Annotated in this window: 18 protein-coding genes; 7 read left to right on the top strand and 11 right to left on the bottom strand. The window is 71.5% G+C overall.

All coding sequences use genetic code 11. The annotated features are described in order from the left end of the window. The first annotated feature begins 156 nt into the window (after nt 1-156). Nucleotides 157-678, top strand: a complete 522-nt coding sequence (locus AB0G63_RS15560; RefSeq protein WP_360750027.1) for a type II toxin-antitoxin system PemK/MazF family toxin — start codon at nt 157-159, stop codon at nt 676-678. A 43-nt stretch (nt 679-721) separates the two neighbouring features. On the opposite strand, the gene AB0G63_RS15555 is transcribed toward AB0G63_RS15560, so the two are convergent. The 7 genes from AB0G63_RS15555 to clpS all read right to left on the bottom strand — a co-directional run bounded on the left by AB0G63_RS15555 (nt 722) and on the right by clpS (nt 5,712). Further along, nucleotides 722-1,672 carry a cysteine synthase gene (locus AB0G63_RS15555; protein ID WP_360750024.1) on the bottom strand — a complete coding sequence of 317 codons (951 nt, stop codon included), beginning with the start codon at nt 1,670-1,672 and terminating at the stop codon, nt 722-724. Nucleotides 1,673-1,677: 5 nt separating this feature from the next. Continuing rightward, nucleotides 1,678-1,956, bottom strand: a complete 279-nt coding sequence (locus tag AB0G63_RS15550; protein WP_324784107.1) for a MoaD/ThiS family protein — start codon at nt 1,954-1,956, stop codon at nt 1,678-1,680. Nucleotides 1,957-2,071: 115 nt separating this feature from the next. Next, on the bottom strand, nt 2,072-2,167 hold the full coding sequence (locus AB0G63_RS15545) for a putative leader peptide (RefSeq protein WP_019759525.1): 96 nt from the start codon (nt 2,165-2,167) through the stop codon (nt 2,072-2,074). An 87-nt stretch (nt 2,168-2,254) separates the two neighbouring features. After that, nucleotides 2,255-2,677, bottom strand: a complete 423-nt coding sequence (locus tag AB0G63_RS15540; RefSeq protein WP_360750020.1) for a M67 family metallopeptidase — start codon at nt 2,675-2,677, stop codon at nt 2,255-2,257. Between the two features lie 149 nt (nt 2,678-2,826). Then, on the bottom strand, nt 2,827-4,251 hold the full coding sequence (locus AB0G63_RS15535; RefSeq protein ID WP_360750017.1) for an amino acid permease: 1,425 nt from the start codon (nt 4,249-4,251) through the stop codon (nt 2,827-2,829). A gap of 349 nt (nt 4,252-4,600) precedes the next feature. Next, nucleotides 4,601-5,203 carry a DUF2017 domain-containing protein gene (locus AB0G63_RS15530; RefSeq protein WP_360750015.1) on the bottom strand — a complete coding sequence of 201 codons (603 nt, stop codon included), beginning with the start codon at nt 5,201-5,203 and terminating at the stop codon, nt 4,601-4,603. A 191-nt stretch (nt 5,204-5,394) separates the two neighbouring features. Next, complete coding sequence (gene clpS / locus AB0G63_RS15525) at nt 5,395-5,712, bottom strand: ATP-dependent Clp protease adapter ClpS (RefSeq protein WP_200700717.1); 318 nt, start codon at nt 5,710-5,712, stop codon at nt 5,395-5,397. A gap of 90 nt (nt 5,713-5,802) precedes the next feature. On the opposite strand from clpS, the gene AB0G63_RS15520 reads away from it, so the two are divergent. The 4 genes from AB0G63_RS15520 to AB0G63_RS15505 all read left to right on the top strand — a co-directional run bounded on the left by AB0G63_RS15520 (nt 5,803) and on the right by AB0G63_RS15505 (nt 9,458). After that, nucleotides 5,803-7,140 carry a nicotinate phosphoribosyltransferase gene (locus AB0G63_RS15520; protein ID WP_360750011.1) on the top strand — a complete coding sequence of 446 codons (1,338 nt, stop codon included), beginning with the start codon at nt 5,803-5,805 and terminating at the stop codon, nt 7,138-7,140. A gap of 140 nt (nt 7,141-7,280) precedes the next feature. Then, on the top strand, nt 7,281-7,874 hold the full coding sequence (locus AB0G63_RS15515) for a nicotinamidase (RefSeq protein ID WP_360750008.1): 594 nt from the start codon (nt 7,281-7,283) through the stop codon (nt 7,872-7,874). A 159-nt stretch (nt 7,875-8,033) separates the two neighbouring features. Continuing rightward, on the top strand, nt 8,034-8,636 hold the full coding sequence (locus AB0G63_RS15510) for a hypothetical protein (protein ID WP_360750005.1): 603 nt from the start codon (nt 8,034-8,036) through the stop codon (nt 8,634-8,636). A 30-nt stretch (nt 8,637-8,666) separates the two neighbouring features. Continuing rightward, the gene (locus AB0G63_RS15505; protein ID WP_360750003.1) at nt 8,667-9,458 is read left to right on the top strand and encodes a hypothetical protein; all 792 of its coding nucleotides are present in this window, start codon (nt 8,667-8,669) and stop codon (nt 9,456-9,458) included. A 58-nt stretch (nt 9,459-9,516) separates the two neighbouring features. On the opposite strand, the gene AB0G63_RS15500 is transcribed toward AB0G63_RS15505, so the two are convergent. Together AB0G63_RS15500 and AB0G63_RS15495 are read right to left on the bottom strand one after the other, a co-directional pair. Further along, nucleotides 9,517-9,849 carry a hypothetical protein gene (locus AB0G63_RS15500; protein ID WP_360750000.1) on the bottom strand — a complete coding sequence of 111 codons (333 nt, stop codon included), beginning with the start codon at nt 9,847-9,849 and terminating at the stop codon, nt 9,517-9,519. A 121-nt stretch (nt 9,850-9,970) separates the two neighbouring features. Beyond that, nucleotides 9,971-12,310 carry an immune inhibitor A domain-containing protein gene (locus AB0G63_RS15495; RefSeq protein ID WP_360749997.1) on the bottom strand — a complete coding sequence of 780 codons (2,340 nt, stop codon included), beginning with the start codon at nt 12,308-12,310 and terminating at the stop codon, nt 9,971-9,973. Nucleotides 12,311-12,708: 398 nt separating this feature from the next. On the opposite strand from AB0G63_RS15495, the gene AB0G63_RS15490 reads away from it, so the two are divergent. After that, nucleotides 12,709-13,035, top strand: a complete 327-nt coding sequence (locus AB0G63_RS15490; RefSeq protein WP_360749994.1) for a hypothetical protein — start codon at nt 12,709-12,711, stop codon at nt 13,033-13,035. A gap of 66 nt (nt 13,036-13,101) precedes the next feature. Here the strand turns inward: AB0G63_RS15490 and AB0G63_RS15485 are convergent, their stop codons facing one another. Further along, nucleotides 13,102-13,776, bottom strand: a complete 675-nt coding sequence (locus AB0G63_RS15485) for an RDD family protein (RefSeq protein ID WP_360749991.1) — start codon at nt 13,774-13,776, stop codon at nt 13,102-13,104. 102 nt (nt 13,777-13,878) lie between these two features. Next, the gene (locus AB0G63_RS15480; protein ID WP_360749988.1) at nt 13,879-15,552 is read right to left on the bottom strand and encodes an RDD family protein; all 1,674 of its coding nucleotides are present in this window, start codon (nt 15,550-15,552) and stop codon (nt 13,879-13,881) included. Nucleotides 15,553-15,793: 241 nt separating this feature from the next. Here AB0G63_RS15480 and AB0G63_RS15475 point away from each other — a divergent pair, with 241 nt between their 5' ends. Then, the gene (locus AB0G63_RS15475) at nt 15,794-16,207 is read left to right on the top strand and encodes an SsgA family sporulation/cell division regulator (RefSeq protein ID WP_360749985.1); all 414 of its coding nucleotides are present in this window, start codon (nt 15,794-15,796) and stop codon (nt 16,205-16,207) included. Nucleotides 16,208-16,344 lie beyond the last annotated feature (137 nt).

The following is a 16,344-nucleotide window of genomic DNA, read 5'->3' as shown; positions in this document are numbered from 1 at the left end:
CCGTCGAGCGTAAGACGCAAAACCCCCGGTCGCTCCTCCGGCAAGGGCTGTTGTGGGCGAACTCACCTGTGGTGTCACCGGTTCGGCTGGAAGCGGGGCGGACAGGGGGTGCGAGGCAGCGCGCGACGCCGGGTGCGCGCCGGTAACGTCGTCCTCATGGACACGTCCTGGTGGCCGGCCCTCGCCGCGGTGGTGCTCCTCGCGCTCGTCGCGACGCTCGTCGACGGGTGGGGGCGCGGGCGGCGGCCGGCCGGGCGGCGGCCCGCAGGACGGCGGACGCGCCCGCCGGGGCGGCCGGGCGCGCGGCCTCGGGTGCGGCCGAGGCCGGCGGAGATCTGGTGGGCGTACGTCCCGTTCGAGGACGGTCCGGGACCGGGAGGGGCCGCGCGCGGCGCGGCGGGCGGAGCGAAGGGGCGGGACGGGCGGGCGAAGGACCGGCCCTGTCTGGTGCTGGTGGTGCACGGCGAGCGGGCGACCGTCGCGAAGATCACCAGCCGGTACCGCGACGGGCGGCCCGGAGTGATCGCGCTGCCGCCGGGCGCCGTGGGCGACGCCCGGGGACGCGCGAGCTTTCTGGAGACGGCCGAGCTGCGCGAGGTGCCGGTGGGGGACTTCCGGCGCCGGGTGGGCGTGGTGGACCCGGTCCTGTGGGACCAGGTCCGTCATCTGGCCGGCTGAGCCCTCACCGAGGGCCCCTCGCCGAGGGTCCCTCACCGGGGGCTCACGCCCAGAGCTGGCCGTGCAGGGTCTCGATCGCCTCTTCGGTGGTGGCGGCCGTGTAGACGCCGGTGGAGAGGTACTTCCAGCCGCCGTCGGCCACCACGAAGACGATGTCGGCGTGCTCGCCGGCCTTCAGCGCCTTGCGGCCGACGCCGATCGCCGCGTGCAGCGCGGCGCCCGTGGAGACGCCCGCGAAGATGCCTTCCTGCTGGAGGAGTTCGCGGGTGCGGGTGACCGCGTCGGCGGAGCCGACCGAGAAGCGGGTGGTGAGGACGGAGGCGTCGTACAGCTCCGGGACGAAGCCCTCGTCGAGGTTGCGCAGGCCGTAGACCAGGTCGTCGTAGCGCGGCTCGGCGGCGACGATCTTGACGTCCGGCTTGTGCTCGCGCAGGTAGCGGCCGACGCCCATGAGCGTGCCGGTGGTGCCCAGACCCGCCACGAAGTGGGTGATGGAGGGCAGGTCGGCGAGGATCTCCGGGCCGGTCGTGGCGTAGTGGGCGCCCGCGTTGTCCGGGTTTCCGTACTGGTAGAGCATCACCCAGTCGGGGTGCTCGGCGGCCAGTTCCTTGGCGACTCGCACGGCGGTGTTGGAGCCGCCCGCTGCCGGGGAGGAGATGATCGTCGCGCCCCACATGCCGAGCAGGTCCCGGCGCTCCTGCGAGGTGTTCTCGGGCATCACGCAGACCATGCGGTAGCCCTTGAGCTTGGCCGCCATGGCCAGGGAGATGCCGGTGTTGCCGGAGGTCGGCTCCAGGATGGTGCAGCCCGGGGTGAGCCGGCCCTCCTTCTCCGCCTGCTCGATCATGAACAGCGCGGGGCGGTCCTTGATCGAGCCGGTGGGGTTGCGGTCCTCCAGCTTGGCCCAGATGCGGACGTCGTCGGACGGCGACAGGCGCGGCAGACGGACCAGGGGCGTGTTGCCCACCGCGGCGATCGGCGAGTCGTAGCGCATGTGGATCAGGCCATACCGCCGGCCACGGCCGGCAGGATCGTCACGTTGTCGCCGTCGGCGACCTTGGTGTTGATGCCGTCGAGGAAGCGCACGTCCTCGTCGTTGAGGTAGACGTTGACGAACCGGCGCAGCTCGCCGCCGTCGACGATCCGGGCCTGGATGCCGGTGTGCCGGGTCTCGAGGTCGGCGAAGAGTTCGGCGAGGGTGTCACCCTGGCCCTCCACCGCCTTCTGACCGTCGGTGTACTGGCGGAGGATGGTGGGGATGCGGACCTCGATGGCCATGGTTGCGGGCTCCTGTCGGATGGTGTTCGGGTCGGTGGGCGCGCGGCAGCGCTGTACAGCAGGTCGTGCGTGTGTGAGGCACCGCGGCTCACGGCCGTACGGCGGCAGGGCAGCGTCAACAGATGGCGCTGGCGAGCCTGCACAGGTCGACGTGCAGCCGCGCCACGAGCAGCATGCCCGGCGTCTTTTCGCTCACGTCATGGGAAACCATGGACTCATCGTATCGATTCCCCGCCGGGTACCCCGAGTGTGATCTCAGATTGCGGACGGAATTCATCCGGAGTTTGAGATGGGGAGGTCAGTAGGCCTCCACCACCTTGACTTCCTCTTCCGTGATCTTTCCTTCCACGATGCGGAAGGAGCGGAACTGGAAGTCGCCGGCGCCGTCGGTGTCCGCCGTGGAGACCAGGACGTAGTGGGCGCCGGGTTCGTTGGCGTAGGAGATGTCGGTGCGGGAGGGGTAGGCCTCGGTCGCGGTGTGGGAGTGGTAGATGATCACCGGCTCCTCGTCGCGGTCGTCCATCTCGCGGTAGAGCTTCAGCAGGTCGTGCGAGTCGAACTCGTAGAACGTGGGCGAGCGGGCCGCGTTCAGCATCGGGACGAAGCGCTCGGGGCGGCCGCTGCCCACCGGGCCCGCGACGACGCCGCACGCCTCGTCGGGGTGGTCCTCGCGCGCGTGGGCGACGATCTGGTCGTACAGGGCCTGGGTGATGGTCAGCATGGTGGCCAGGATAAGCAGGGCGGAAGGGGTCGCGCGCAGCGCGTCAGGTAGGGCGGTGGTGGGCGACGGGTGGGCCGCACCGTACCGGAGGGTGGTACGGGGCGGCCCATATGCCGGACGGTCTGGTGCCGGTGTGGTGACCTGGCGGGTCAGCCCACCTTTTCCAGCTCCGGCTCGCGGCGCTCGGTGATCCGCGGGTTGCGGCTCCTGAGCACCGCCCAGCCGACGCCGAGGGCGGCGGCCCAGCCGGCCATCACGTACAGGCAGACGCGGGAGTCGGCGTCGTAGGCGATCAGGCCGGTGACGAACAGCAGGAAGACGATGGCGATCCAGCTGCACACCGAGCCGCCCGGGGCGGGGAAGGCGGAGGCGGGCAGCCGGCCCGCGACGACCGCGCGGCGGTAGCGGACGTGGCTGATCAGGATCATCAGCCAGGTCCAGATGCCGGCCGCGGTGGCCACCGAGGTGACGTAGCCGAACGCCTTCTCCGGGACGACGTAGTTCAGGACCACGCCGATGCCCATGAACAGGACGGAGACGGTGATGCCGAGCGCCGGGGCCTTGGCGGCGGACAGCCGCTGGAAGCCCTTGGGCGCCTCGCCGTTGTCGGCCAGGGTGCGCAGCATCCGGCCGGTGGAGTACATGCCGGAGTTGCAGGAGGACAGGGCGGCGGTCAGCACGACGAAGTTGACGATGCCGGCGCCCGCCGGGATGCCGATCTTCGCGAAGGCGGCGACGAAGGGGCTCACGCCCGGCGCGAACTCGGTCCACTTCACCACGCACAGGATGACGGCGAGGGCGCCGACGTAGAACAGCGCGATGCGCCAGGGCAGCGTGTTGATGGCCTTGGGCAGGGTCTTCTCGGGGTTCTCCGACTCGCCGGCGGTGACGCCGACCAGTTCGACGGCGAGGTAGGCGAACATCACGCCCTGCAGCGTCATCAGGGACGAGCCGATGCCCTTGGGGAAGAAGCCGTCGAAGGCCCAGAGGTTGGAGACCGCGGCGGTGTCGCCGGCCGAGCTGACGCCGAAGGTGAGCACGCCGAGACCGATGACGATCATGCCGATCAGGGCGGTGACCTTGACCATCGAGAACCAGAACTCGAGCTCGCCGAAGACCTTCACCGAGATGAGGTTGACCCCGAAGAGGATCACCAGGAAGACCAGGGCGGTCACCCACTGCGGCACGGCCGGGAACCAGTAGTGGACGTAGATCGCGGTGGCCGTCAGCTCCGACATGCCGGTGACGACCCACATCAGCCAGTACGTCCAGCCGGTGAAGTAGCCGAAGAACGGGCCGAGGAATTCGCGCGAGTATTCGGCGAAGGAGCCCGAGACCGGGCGGTACAGCAGCAGTTCGCCGAGCGCTCGCATGATGAAGAAGACGATGGCGCCGGCGAGGGCGTACATCAGGATGAGGCTGGGGCCGGCCTTGGCGATGTTCGCTCCGGCCATCAGGAACAGTCCGACGCCGATGGCGCCGCCGATGGCGATCATCTGGACCTGGCGGCTGCCGAGTCCGCGCTCGTACCCCTCTTCGGAGGTGTTCTCCGTGTCGACCTGGGCGGAGGTCATGTGTCGTGCGCCTTTCTCCATGCCGAGCCCGGCCTCTCGTCGGCCGCGGACCGGCTCTCGATCCCCCCGGATGAATGGAGTCGAGCGGGCTTCGCAGCCCGCTCGTGCCTGGCCGGCGGTCGCCGGCTCGGTGGCGCACCCGGCGAACGTGGGTGGTGTTCGCCGGGCGGTCGTGAAGATTTATCACGGCCGCAATGGTCGTCACCGGCGCGGAAAGTGAGGCACGCCACGGGGAGAAGCGGACAAAGAACACCCGTCAGGCGCATACCCGGCCGCCGCGGTTATGTGATCGTTATCCCGATTTGAGCGTCGTCTGAGCGAACGCCGGGCCGCCGCCGGTGCGGGCGGGTCAGGGCATGAGGGTGGCGACGAGGGTCTCCTGGAGGCCGCCCAGCCACAGGTACGCCATCACCATCGGCTTGCGCGGGTCGTCGTCGGGCAGGCCGTAGAGGGCGTCGGTGTCGTCCTCGTCGGTGATCTCCAGCCGGGCGCCGATCGCCAGGCGCAGGTCGTTGAGGGCGCCCAGCCACTGCCGGGACTCCCCGGCCGACAGTTTCAGCACCGCCCCGCTGCCGGCCGGCGCGAGCGCGTCCAGCGAGCGGACCACCGCGAGGGCGTTCTCCCGCTTGCCGGCGCGCAGGTCGTTCTCGGTGTAGCGGCGGAACTCGGCGGAGTGCGCCCGCCGTTCCTCCGCGTCGGCCGCCGTGCCGGGGGCCTGTTCCGGGTCGCTGTAGGCGTCGGGGAACAGCCGTTTGAGGACGGGGTCCTTCGGCGGTTCGCTGGGGCCGTCGGCGAACAGCTCGGCGAGCGGGTCGGCGGGGGCGTCCTCGGCGGGGCCGGGGCCGATCAGCTCCAGGAGCTGGACGGCCAGCGACCGGATGATGGAGATCTCGACGTCGTCGAGGGCGACGGCCGCGCCGCCGCCGGGGAGCGGTTCGAAGTGTCCGGGCATGAAGGCGATTCGCTACTTCCGGTCCTGCGGGCGGGGGCGGGTCGTGTCCGGTCCTGCGGCCGACGGGCGGGCTGTTTCGGGTCCTGCGGTCCGTCGGCGGGTCATTGCCGCTGCTGCGGCCCGGGGGCTGGTCATTTCCGGTCCTGCGGCCCGGGGGCGGGTCATTGCCGCTGCTGCGGCCCGGGGGCGGGTCATTTCCGGTCCTGCTGGAGGGTGGCCCACAGGCCGTAGCCGTGCATGGCCTGCACGTCGCGCTCCATCTCCTCGCGCGAGCCGCTGGAGACCACCGCCCGGCCCTTGTGGTGGACGTCGAGCATGAGCTTGGTGGCCTTGTCCTTGCTGTAGCCGAAGTACGTCTGGAAGACGTACGTCACGTAGCTCATGAGGTTGACCGGGTCGTTGTGGACGATCGTGACCCAGGGGACGTCCGGCTCGGGTACGGCGAATACCTCCTCCGCCGATTCGGTGCGTTCGATCTCTACGGGAGCGGGTGACGTCACAAGGCCCATGCTGCCACCCGAGGGGGGTGGTCGCACAAACGACCCGGAGCCGCGTCCGTAAATCGTCAAACTGACGAAATGGGGGTACCATCGCCTGCCATGAACACAGCGGACCTTGGGCTGCCGGTGGACGTCCCGTCGACGGCGCTCTTCACGGACCACTACGAGCTGACGATGCTGCAGGCCGCCCTGGAGGCGGGCACCGCCGGACGGCGGTCGGTGTTCGAGATCTTCACCCGGCGGCTGCCCGAGGGGCGGCGCTACGGCGTCGTGGCGGGCACCGGACGCGTACTGGACGCCGTCGAGAACTTCCGCTTCGACGCGGGCGTCCTCGGCTTCCTGCGGGAGCGGCGGATCGTCGACGAGGAGACGCTGCGGTGGCTCGCCGGCTACCGCTTCTCCGGCGACATCTGGGGCTACCCCGAGGGGGAGGTGTACTTCCCGGGCTCGCCGGTGCTGCGGGTGGAGGGCTCCTTCGCCGAGTGCGTGCTGCTGGAGACCGTGATCCTGTCCATCCTCAACCACGACTCAGCGATCGCCGCGGCCGCCTCCCGCATGGCCTCGGCGGCGGGCGACAGGCCGCTGATCGAGATGGGCGCCCGCCGCACCCACGAGCTGGCGGCCGTCGCCGCCTCCCGCGCCGCCTACATAGGCGGTTTCGCCTCCACCTCCGACCTGGCGGCCGGCTTCCGCTACGGCATCCCGACCGTGGGCACCTCCGCGCACGCCTTCACCCTCCTGCACGACAGCGAGCGGGACGCCTTCCGCGCCCAGGTCGTCTCGCTGGGCCGGGGCACGACGCTGCTCGTCGACACCTACGACGTCGCCGAGGCCGTCCGCACGGCCGTCGAGATCGCCGGCCCCGAGCTGGGCGCGGTGCGCATCGACTCCGGCGACCTGCTGCTCGTCGCGCACCGGGTGCGGCAGCAGCTGGACGCCCTGGGCGCCCGGGACACGAAGATCGTCGTGACCTCGGACCTGGACGAGTACGCCATCGCCTCGCTGGCGGCCGCGCCGGTGGACGCGTACGGCGTCGGCACCCAGCTGGTGACCGGGTCCGGGCACCCGACGGCTTCGATGGTCTACAAGCTGGTCGCCCGCGCGGAGTCCGACGACCCCAGGGCGCCGCTGGTGCCGGTGGCGAAGCGGTCCAGCGGCGGCAAGACGTCGGTCGGGGGCCGCAAGTGGGCCGCGCGGCGGCTGGACGCGGACGGGGTCGCCGAGGCCGAGGTCGTCGGCACCGGGCCGGTCCCGGCCGAGCTGGCCGACCGGCAGCTGCTGGTGGAGCTGATAAAGGGCGGTGCGGTGGTCGCCCGGGAGCCGCTGGACGTGGTGCGCGACCGGCACGCGGCGGCGCGGGCCGGGCTGCCGCTGTCCGCGACCCAGCTCTCCCGCGGAGAGGCCGTCATCCCGACGGAGTACGTCCATCCGCGCTGAGGTCCCGGGGCGGCCGGCGGGACGCGCGGTCACGTTCCGCGACGCCCCCCTCCCGCCCCGCCCCCGAAGTCTCTAGGCTCGGAAGTTCAACGGCCGGGCCCGCACCCCTACCCGACCCCCTAGCCGAAGGACACACCACCATGCGCCGCGCCTTGATCGTCGTAGACGTGCAGAACGACTTCTGCGAGGGGGGCAGCCTCGCGGTGTCCGGGGGTGCCGACGTGGCCGCCGCCGTGACCGAGCTGATCGGGCAGGCGGCCGGCTCCGGCTACCAGCACGTGGTGGCCACCCGGGACCACCACATCGCGCCCGGCGGCCACTTCGCCGACAACCCCGACTTCGTCCGCTCCTGGCCCGCCCACTGCGTCGCCGGGACGGAGGGGGTCGGCTTCCACCCGAACTTCGCGCCCGCCGTCGCCTCCGGCGCCATCGACGCCGTCTTCGACAAGGGCGCCTACGCGGCGGCCTACAGCGGCTTCGAGGGGACCGACGAGAACGGCGTGAAGCTGGCCGACTGGCTGCGCGCCAGGGAGGTCGGCGAGGTGGACGTGGTGGGCATCGCGACGGACCACTGCGTGCGGGCCACCGCCCTGGACGCCGTGCGGGAGGGCTTCCGCACGCAGGTCCTCCTCGACCTGACCGCCGGGGTGGCCGCGGAGACCACCGAGCGGGCGGTCGAGGAGATGCGCGAGGCGGGCGTGGAGCTGACCGGCAAGCCGGTGGTCTCCGCCTGACCTGGGCGCTCGCCGGAACAACCGAAGATCCCGAATTTGATCACCAAGCCTTCACCCCGTGCGCGCGTTGTGTAATGTTCACGCCAAGGGGGGTGGAGAGCTCCCCTTGTGCGCCCCGTGACCCGGGGCGCACATCGTCTTTCCCGGGGAGTCACATCGATGTCGGAACCGCCGCGCCGTCGCAGATCCAGCGTCCTCACACGAGTCGTCCCGGTCTTCCTGATCTGCGTCGCCTTCGTCGCGGTACACCTCACCACCGCGCCGCCGGCCCAGGCATACCACCACCTGTGCGGGAAGTTCTACGGGGTCAGCGGCAACGACCCCATCTCGTACCGCTACTACGACATCGGCACCTCGTACTACAACGCCTTCAACGGCGCCCAGGGACGCTGGGACGCCACCAGCGCGACCGGCTACTTCCGGTACGAGAAGAGCAACGGCGACCCCGAGATCGAGGTCCGCGACAGGTCCTACAGCTGGAGCGACTGGGCGCGCACCTCGTGGCAGGGCTGCACCTTCGGCTACTGGTCGTACGACGAGGTCTACATCACCTTCAACACCCGCACCATGGGCGGCCTCACCGCGCGGGAGAAGAAGATCGTCGCCGAGCACGAGCTGGGCCACGCCTACGGACTCGATCACGAGTACCACACGTGCGCGAACCCCGGCCCGGCCGTCATGCGTCAGGGTGAGGGGAAGTTCGGATGCGGTAGCGACGGGCCCTGGTACGACGACGTCCAGGGCGTCAAGGCCAAGTACTGAGCGACGCGGAGGACAGTTGTGAAGAAGAGCATGCGTTTTCCCGTCGCTGCCGGCGTTGCCCTCGCCTGCCTCACGGCCTGCTCGGGCCCCGGCTCGTCCGCCGAGGGCGGCGACGGCCGGCTCCACGCGGACGCGGACTACACCCAGTACGCCAGCGCCGAGGAGGTCACCACAGCCTCGGACATCGCCGTCACCGGCCCGATCCTGAGCGTGCAGACCAAGGAGTGCGACGAGGGCGGCGAACCCACGACCGAGCCGACCGTCGACCCGACCGCCCCTGACAGCACCGACCCCAGCCCCGATCCGTCTGCCACCAGCTCACCCGCCCCGACGTCGACGCCGTCCGGGGTCGCCGGAGACGGCCCAGGAGACCCCACCTGCATGCCGATGGTCTTCCTGAAGGTGCGCGTCAACACAATGATGAAGCGCGGCTTCGGAGTCAGCGAAGGCGACGAGATCGTCGTCGGCAACATCGACACGGACGCCGTGTCGATGGAGGGGACCACGCCGCTCACCGTCGGCAAGCAGTACGCCCTCTACCTCACCCAGCTGGCCGCGGGCGACCACCCCGGCATCACCTCGGTGCCCGAGTTCTGGATCCCGGTCGGCGGCAACCAGGGCATCTTCGTTCTCGCCAAGGGCAGCGTCCAGCCGGCCTCGGCCAACATCGTGGCGCTGACCGCGGCGGACGCCGAGAAGGTCAACGCGAACTCGGATGCGCCCTCGCGGCGCCCGTCGTTCACCGTCAAGGGGCTCAGGAAGGCCGCCGCGGTGGCCGCCGCCAAGGAGCGCGCCGCGTCCCACAAGAACAGGAAGAAGTGACCGCGGTACCCGCCGCCCAGAAGGCCCGCGCCGTGCGTACGGCGCGGGCCTCCGTGCGTCAGGTCCGGGCCGCCGGGCGGCTCAGCAGGGCCCTGATCGGGCGCCACAGCTCGAGGGAGGCGACAGCGTTGTCGGGGACAGTGCGCCATATCAGGCCGTCGGGGTGGTGCAGTACCGCCGTGATCTCGTCCGGGGTCGGCGGGGCGGCGTTGCCCCGCAGGTAGACCGCACGCATGCCCAGGTTGCGGAGCCTGGTCAGGGCTCGGGCGCGGTTCTGGGCGTGGACCAGTACCCGGACCGCGGCCGGGCTGTCCGCGGTGGTCGGACTGGGCAGGTTCAGCGCCACCACCACCCTGCCGTCCGGCAGCTTGCAGAACCCTCCTGCGGCCATGCGGTCACACCCCCGTGCGCGTCGGTGTCAATAAGAAAGCCATAGGACGCACCTAAGCACGAGCGGCGGCGACCCGCCAAGGGGTCGCCGCCGGTACGTGCCTGACCTGCGAGAATGCGGACTACTTCACCGCGGGGCCGACCTCGAGCGAGATCGTCGAGCCGCTCAGCGGCTCCTGGACGATCCTGATCTTGGTGTTGGTGTCAGTGATCTTGACACCCGCGGCCGGGTTCGCCTCGTCGTAGTAGGTGTGCTTGTGGTCGTTGAAGACCGGCACGCCCCGCAACGACGGGATCTTCGTCGCGACGCCCGCCTTGTGCAGCGTGACGCCGTCCGTGCGGTACCAGCTGAACGGCGAGTCGTAGGCCTGGATGCGGTTGCGCATCAGCGTGCCGTCGGACCACTTCAGCGGCGTCGGGTGCGCGTCGATCGGGAGGATCAGACCGGTGCCCGGGTGGTCGCCGGTGTTGTTGTCCGGCTGGGAGGTGTCCCACTTCCAGATCAACAGGCCGTTCTGGTACGGGTAGTGCTCCACCCAGTCCGGACGGGTCGTCAAGAAGCCGAAGTTGTACGGGCCGACCTTCAGGGTCTTGTCGTACGACACGTACTGGCGGTTCTCCGCGACGTAGTACTGCGCGTAGTCGTCCGTGATGGAGGCGCCGATGCGGGAGAAGCCGTTCGCCGTCCAGGCCGCGTCCGCGGACTCGGCGTCGTCCGAGAAGACGGCGGCGCCGTCGGCGGTGACCGTGATCTCGTCCGCCGCGAAGCCCTTCAACGCCACGCCGCCGTCGGTCTGGTAGCGGAAGCGCAGGTCGATCTTCTTGCCCGCGTAGGCGTCCAGCGGGTACGCGAGCTTCGCGTAGGCGTCGACGGAGCCGGTGAGCGCGGGCTTGTCGCTGCCGTCACGCGGGATCGGCCGGCCGTCCACGGTGCCGTCCAGGGCGGTCCAGTTGGCGCCGCCGTCGGTCGAGACCTCGGTGTAGAGGTAGTCGTAGTCGGCCTCGATGTCGTACCAGCCGTCGAGGGTCAGCGCGGCCGACGTCCTGCCGGTGAGGTCCACGGAACGGGTCAGCGTGTTCCGCAGGTCGTTGCCGCTGCCGCTCCACCACTGGCTCGCGCCCTGGGCCGGGGCGACGACCTCGGTGGTGACCTCCTTGCGCGGCAGCTCGACGACGAGCGCCTGCGCGTTCTTCGTGTTGTACTCGGCGACGCCCAGCTTGTGCGTGGAGCGGGTGGCCGCCCGGGCCACGTCGTAGTCGAGCCAGCCCAGCTGGAGCTTGTCCCAGGCGTTCATGTCGCCGGGCAGGTCGCCGATGGCGTCCTTGCCGGTGCCGAGCCAGGAACCGGACGACATCAGGGTCCAGAAACCGGTGGAGTTCTCGCCGCCGTTGGTGTCGTACTCGTCCGGCAGGCCGAGGTCGTGGCCGTACTCGTGGGCGAAGACGCCCAGGCCGCCGTTCTCCGGCTGGATGGTGTAGTCGCCGACCCAGATGCCCGTGTCGCCGATCTGCGTGCCGCCGAGCTTGTTGTCCTCGGGGCCGGTGGCGCCGGCGTCGGTGCCGAAGGCGTACCAGCGGTGCGCCCAGATGGCGTCCTCGCCCTGCGCGCCGCCGCCCGCGGACTCGTCCTCGCCGGCGTGCACGATCTGGAAGTGGTCGATGTAGCCGTCGGGCTCGTTGAAGTCGCCGTCGCCGTCGTGGTCGTAGCGGTCCCACTGGTCGAACTCGGCGAGTTCGGCGCGGATCTGGGCGGCGGTCTCGCCGGCCGCCTCGCGCTGGGCGACCCAGGCGGTGACCCCGTCGCGCACCGCGTACCAGGCGCAGTTGCCGCAGCTGTTGGAGCCGTAACGGGCCTCGTTGTAGGGGACCTTGACCCAGTCGGTGACCTCGCCGTCGACCGAGTAGCGGCCCGAGGACTGCTTCTCGTAGTACTTCTTCAGCGACTCGACGCCGGCGCCGGTGCCGAAGTAGAGGTCCTGGTAGTGCTGCTGGTTGTAATCGGCCTGCCAGTCGGTCGAGTTGTCCTTGGTGCGGTCGGGCGCGGCTATCTGGTTGTGCGCCGGGCCGGCCGTGCCGCCGTAGGTGCTGTCGACCTGGTCGCCGAACTCGACCAGGATCGTGAAGATCTTGTCGGTCTTCTCGCGGCCGAGTTCGACGTACTTGCTGTCGCCCTTCTTGCTCTTGAGCTGGACGACCTGCGAACCGTTGCGGTCCTTGACCTTGGCCTTGCCGGAGATGACCTGGTCGAGGGCCTCCTGCCGCTGCGCGTCCTGCGTCTTGGACAGCGGGCCGTCGAGGTCGTGCTGCTCCATGCTCTTGACCGCCGCCGGGTCGTGCCGGTCGACGGTGGCGCCCGCGGCCTTGTCGGCCTGCGCCACGGCGGACGTCGAGAACGTGGCGGTCGCCGCCGCGAGCGCGACACCGACCGCGGCCGCTCTGAACGTCCATGATCTGTGGGTCACTTGAGTTCCTCCCCCGCGTCCGGGACACGCGCGGAAAGTGGTCCCGGACAGGGGAGGGCCGCGCGCGTGGGGTACGCGTGTTGTCAAGTGACGTCATTTGACTAGAGGTTGGTAAGAAAAAACAGACCTTGACTTGGACAGGTCAACTGCACTATGCGGACCTGGAGTTCGTTTTGCGAACGTCCGCTCGGCCGTCCGACAGGCGCGCGAGTCCGTCCACTTGGTGGACGTCATGACTCCGTGCGCCCCCCGTGCACCTGCACTGTTGGTTAGGTCACGCTTACTCTTCGTTCCACTCGGGCATGCACGCGGTTAGAGTCGGCTGCGGAACGCCCTGAATACGGCGGAAAGCCAGGCCGACACCCCCGTGGACCCCCACTTCCGAGGACACGATTGCCATGCCTCGTCCGACCGTCGCACAACTCGCCTACGGTTCGTGCACCGTGATCTTCTCGACGCTCGCCATGCTGCTGCTGTCCGGGACGAGTTCGGTCACGGGCATCGCGGTCATCGCCGTCTCGGCGATCGCGCTGGGGCTCCTCGTCGCCCTGACGGTCACGCCGTCCAGGCCCAGGACCGTGCCGGCGCCCGAACCCGCGGCACGGGCCGAGCGCCAGGGCGAGCAGCCTGCGGGGCAGGCCGGAAAGGGCGGACAGGGCGGGCAGGGCGGGCAGGGCGGGCAGCCCGTGCCGGTCGCGGCCTCCGGCCGGTCGGCTTCCGCCTGACGCCCGGCAGCCGGTCCTGATCCGCTTCAGCCGACCTTGATCCGCTTCGGCCGGCCCTGATCCTGGTCAGCCGGCTGTGCTGACCACCACCGTCTTGGCCGCCTTGTCGTGCAGGCCCTGCTTGTAGGGCTTGTCGAAGAAGCTCCAGCCGCCCGCGATCGCGGTCCAGGCGCAGGCGCAGCAGAACGCGAACGGGATCCACAGCACCGCCGCGCGGATCAGGGACGTCTGCACGGACGGCGTGGCGCCGTCGGCGAGGTTGGCCACCCGCATCTTCAGCCACTTCTTGCCGAGCGTCTGGCCCGACCTGCTGATCATGACGGTGTCGTAGCCCATGTAGAGCACGGCGGCGACCAGGGCCTGGATGAACGACCTGGCGGACTGCACGTCGGCCGCCGCGACGGTGTACCGGTGCGTGCCGAGCGCCCAGGTGATCAGCCAGACCACGATGCCGACGAGGATCATGTCGATGATCCGGGCCAGCGTGCGCCGGCCGCTGTCGGCGAGCGGGGGCATGCCGGCCAGCGGATCGCCGGGGTACGGGCCACCGCCCGCAGGACCGCCGCCGTAGGGGCCACCGCCGGTGGGACCGCCGCCGTGGGGAGGCGGCTGGTCGCCGCCGCCGTGCGGGGCGTCGTACGGGGAGCCCGAGCCCGCCCCGGGCTCTCCGGGCGGAGGCTGCTTCCTGAACGGGTCGTCATCCGGTTGCCGGCCGGAGCCGGGGGGCGGTTCGGTGCTCATGGCCCGAGTCGACCGCGAACGCCCGCCGTCCGCATCCGGCGAGCGGCCGTCCGGAGTACGGGATCCGGGCGTCCGTTCGACGAACGCGGTCGGCGTGTGCGGTCAGCCCGCCACGAACGTGTGCGCGGCCTTGTCGTGCCAGCACTGGCGCCACGGACGGTCGAACAGGCACCACAGGACGCCCACGACCCCGATCACCAGGACGCCGGGCACGCTGTAGACGAGCCAGCGGCGCAGCGCCGCGCCGAAGGACGGGGGCTCGTGCGCCTCGATGTCGCGCACCTCCAGGCCCAGCAGCTTCTTGCCCAGCGTGCGGCCCCACTTGGCGGTGGGCAGCGCCTCGTACAGCACGCCGGTCAGGAGCAGCACGGCGAGGACGGCGCCGAGGCAGGCCGACGTCGTCCCGTCGAGCAGCCAGACGGTGACGGTCTCTCCGGACAGCTTGGCCGCGTCGATCTTGTCGTCGACGTGGTCGAGCGCCCTGGTGCCGAGGGGTACGGCGGCCACGGCGGTGACACCCGCGACCACGACGGTGTCCAGCAGCCGGGCGACGAGCCGCTTGCCGAGGCCCGCGGGGCGGGCGGCGGCCTGACGCCGGGCGGCGGCCTGGAAAACGTCCTCGACCGGCGGCTTCCAGGGCGCCACGGGCTGTTCGTCGCCGGTGGCCCCGGCGAGCCGGTGCACCTGCTGCGCCCAGGAGGGCTGCCCGCCGCCGGGGCCCGTGGTCACCGGGGCGGGGGCGGGGGCAGGAGCGGGGGCGGGGGAAGGGACCGGGGCGGCGGGGGCCGGGGCGGGCTGAGCCGCGGGCGGCTGAGCGGCCGCCGTAGGGACCTGCTGGGGGCCGGAAGGGGCGGCCGGAGACGGTGTCACGGGTGCCGGGGCCGAGGGGGCCGCAGGGGGCACGGGAGCCGCCGGGGCAGCGGGAGCCGGAGTCCCGGGAGCCGCCTGCGGGGCGGCTGCCCGCGCCTGCGCCGGCCCCTGCCCCTGCGCCTGCGCCGCGGCCGCCCGCTCGGCGGCGGCCTTGCCGGCGCCGAAGCCGGGACCCGAGCCCTGCCGCTGCGCGCGCTGGGACGGCGTACGGAAGATCATGGTGCCGTCGTCGCCGACAGGGCCTCCTGGGCCCTGGGCGCCGGGAGCGGCAGGCCCCGCGGAAGGCGCCGTCCCCACGCCGGGGCCCCCGGGCGTGCCCGCCCCGTGGGGGCTTCCCTGGGCCGTCCCGGTCGGGCGGCGGAAGACGAACGTGCCGTCCGAGGACACCTCACCGGCGGCGTGCTGCCCGGCGGGCGCCTGCCCGGAGGTCTCGTCCGTCGGCGGGATCGTCGCCGTACCGTCCGTGGAGGCGGAGAACCCGGCCGACTGGGACTGGGGCCCGGCGGGCTGGGGCGCGGGCCCGGCGGGTAGGCGCGGGTCGGCGCCCTGCGGAGCGCCCCAGGAGACCCGTCGGTCCTGGCCGCCGCCGAAGCCGGTCTGGTGCGAGCTGTCGGCGCCCCACGCGGAGGCGGGTTCGGGACGGCTGCCGTGCCCCGCGTCGGCCGGGGACGCCTGCGGCTGGGGGTCCTCGTCGAAGAAGTGCGGGCCGGTCTCCTCGACCGGGGCGGGCGCGGGGCCCGCGCCGGGCGGCGGGACGAGCCGCTCGCCGTCCGTCGGCGCCGGACGGCTGGTGCCCGGCACCCAGGCGGCACCGTTCCAGTACCGGACGTATCCAGGAATGGACGGGTCCGGGTAATACCCTTCGCGGGGCCTGTCGTCACCGGGTGCCGGCGTTGGGGCGCTCATGTCCGTCGTCCCGTATCTGCTCGGGGGTGGGTATGGGGGGCTCCACATCTACCAGACCGGCCGCCCCGGCACGGCAAGTCCCGCCGGACCCACCACTTTCCGGGCAATGACGGGCACCGGGTTCGCACGTTTCGTAAAAAAATCCGTCCGACTCGCGTAAGGAATGACTGTCACCCCCCTCTCACCCGTACGGGCTCGCCCATCGGGCCCCGTACACCTGCCAGAGAGAGGAACGCACGCCATGCGCCACACCGTGGTGGAACGCGAACTGGAACTGAGGCTGATCCTGTCGCCGGAGCGCAGCATTCCGGTCCCGGCCAGGCTCGGCTACCGCACCGACGACCCGTACGCCGTCCATGTCAGTTTTCACGTCGGCTCCGAGCACCAGGTGGACTGGACGTTCTCCCGCGACCTGCTGGTGGAGGGGGTGTTCCGGCCGTGCGGGCACGGGGACGTGCGGGTGTGGCCGAGCAAGGCCGACGGGCGCGGCGTCGTGCTGGTGGCGCTGGACTCCCCCGCCGGCGACGCCCTGCTCCAGGCGCCGGCCGACATCGTGTCCGCCTGGCTGGAGCGGACGCTGCGGGCGGTGCCCCCGGGGACGGAGGCGGACCAGCTCGGCCTCGACGACGCGCTCGACGAACTGCTCGCCCGGTGACGGACGGACGGCAGGGGCCTACCGCCTACCCGCCCGGTGGCGGACGCCGGGGCCCGACCACCTGCCCGCCCGGTGACGGACGGCAGGATCCGACCAGTCACCCGCCCCGTGACGGACGGCAGGATCCGACCAGTCAC

This window comes from Streptomyces sp. NPDC020996, from assembly GCF_040641355.1.
Classification (GTDB): Bacteria; Actinomycetota; Actinomycetes; order Streptomycetales; family Streptomycetaceae; genus Streptomyces.
The sequence above is the reverse complement of the archived record's forward strand: the minus strand, read 5'-3'. Positions and strand labels throughout refer to the sequence as shown.

What these genes read in the sequence shown, in the direction of transcription:
- AB0G63_RS15520 (WP_360750011.1), top strand. Translation starts at nt 5,803, where the DNA reads ATGAACACAGCGGACCTTGGGCTGCCGGTGGACGTCCCGTCGACGGCG.
- AB0G63_RS15475 (WP_360749985.1), top strand. Translation starts at nt 15,794, where the DNA reads ATGCGCCACACCGTGGTGGAACGCGAACTGGAACTGAGGCTGATCCTG.
- AB0G63_RS15510 (WP_360750005.1), top strand. Translation starts at nt 8,034, where the DNA reads ATGTCGGAACCGCCGCGCCGTCGCAGATCCAGCGTCCTCACACGAGTC.
- AB0G63_RS15560 (WP_360750027.1), top strand. Translation starts at nt 157, where the DNA reads ATGGACACGTCCTGGTGGCCGGCCCTCGCCGCGGTGGTGCTCCTCGCG.
- AB0G63_RS15530 (WP_360750015.1), bottom strand. Translation starts at nt 5,203, where the DNA reads ATGCCCGGACACTTCGAACCGCTCCCCGGCGGCGGCGCGGCCGTCGCC.
- AB0G63_RS15500 (WP_360750000.1), bottom strand. Translation starts at nt 9,849, where the DNA reads ATGGCCGCAGGAGGGTTCTGCAAGCTGCCGGACGGCAGGGTGGTGGTG.
- AB0G63_RS15515 (WP_360750008.1), top strand. Translation starts at nt 7,281, where the DNA reads ATGCGCCGCGCCTTGATCGTCGTAGACGTGCAGAACGACTTCTGCGAG.
- AB0G63_RS15480 (WP_360749988.1), bottom strand. Translation starts at nt 15,552, where the DNA reads ATGAGCGCCCCAACGCCGGCACCCGGTGACGACAGGCCCCGCGAAGGG.
- AB0G63_RS15555 (WP_360750024.1), bottom strand. Translation starts at nt 1,672, where the DNA reads ATGCGCTACGACTCGCCGATCGCCGCGGTGGGCAACACGCCCCTGGTC.
- clpS (WP_200700717.1), bottom strand. Translation starts at nt 5,712, where the DNA reads ATGGGCCTTGTGACGTCACCCGCTCCCGTAGAGATCGAACGCACCGAA.
- AB0G63_RS15550 (WP_324784107.1), bottom strand. Translation starts at nt 1,956, where the DNA reads ATGGCCATCGAGGTCCGCATCCCCACCATCCTCCGCCAGTACACCGAC.
- AB0G63_RS15485 (WP_360749991.1), bottom strand. Translation starts at nt 13,776, where the DNA reads ATGAGCACCGAACCGCCCCCCGGCTCCGGCCGGCAACCGGATGACGAC.
- AB0G63_RS15545 (WP_019759525.1), bottom strand. Translation starts at nt 2,167, where the DNA reads ATGGTTTCCCATGACGTGAGCGAAAAGACGCCGGGCATGCTGCTCGTG.
- AB0G63_RS15490 (WP_360749994.1), top strand. Translation starts at nt 12,709, where the DNA reads ATGCCTCGTCCGACCGTCGCACAACTCGCCTACGGTTCGTGCACCGTG.
- AB0G63_RS15505 (WP_360750003.1), top strand. Translation starts at nt 8,667, where the DNA reads ATGCGTTTTCCCGTCGCTGCCGGCGTTGCCCTCGCCTGCCTCACGGCC.
- AB0G63_RS15535 (WP_360750017.1), bottom strand. Translation starts at nt 4,251, where the DNA reads ATGACCTCCGCCCAGGTCGACACGGAGAACACCTCCGAAGAGGGGTAC.
- AB0G63_RS15540 (WP_360750020.1), bottom strand. Translation starts at nt 2,677, where the DNA reads ATGCTGACCATCACCCAGGCCCTGTACGACCAGATCGTCGCCCACGCG.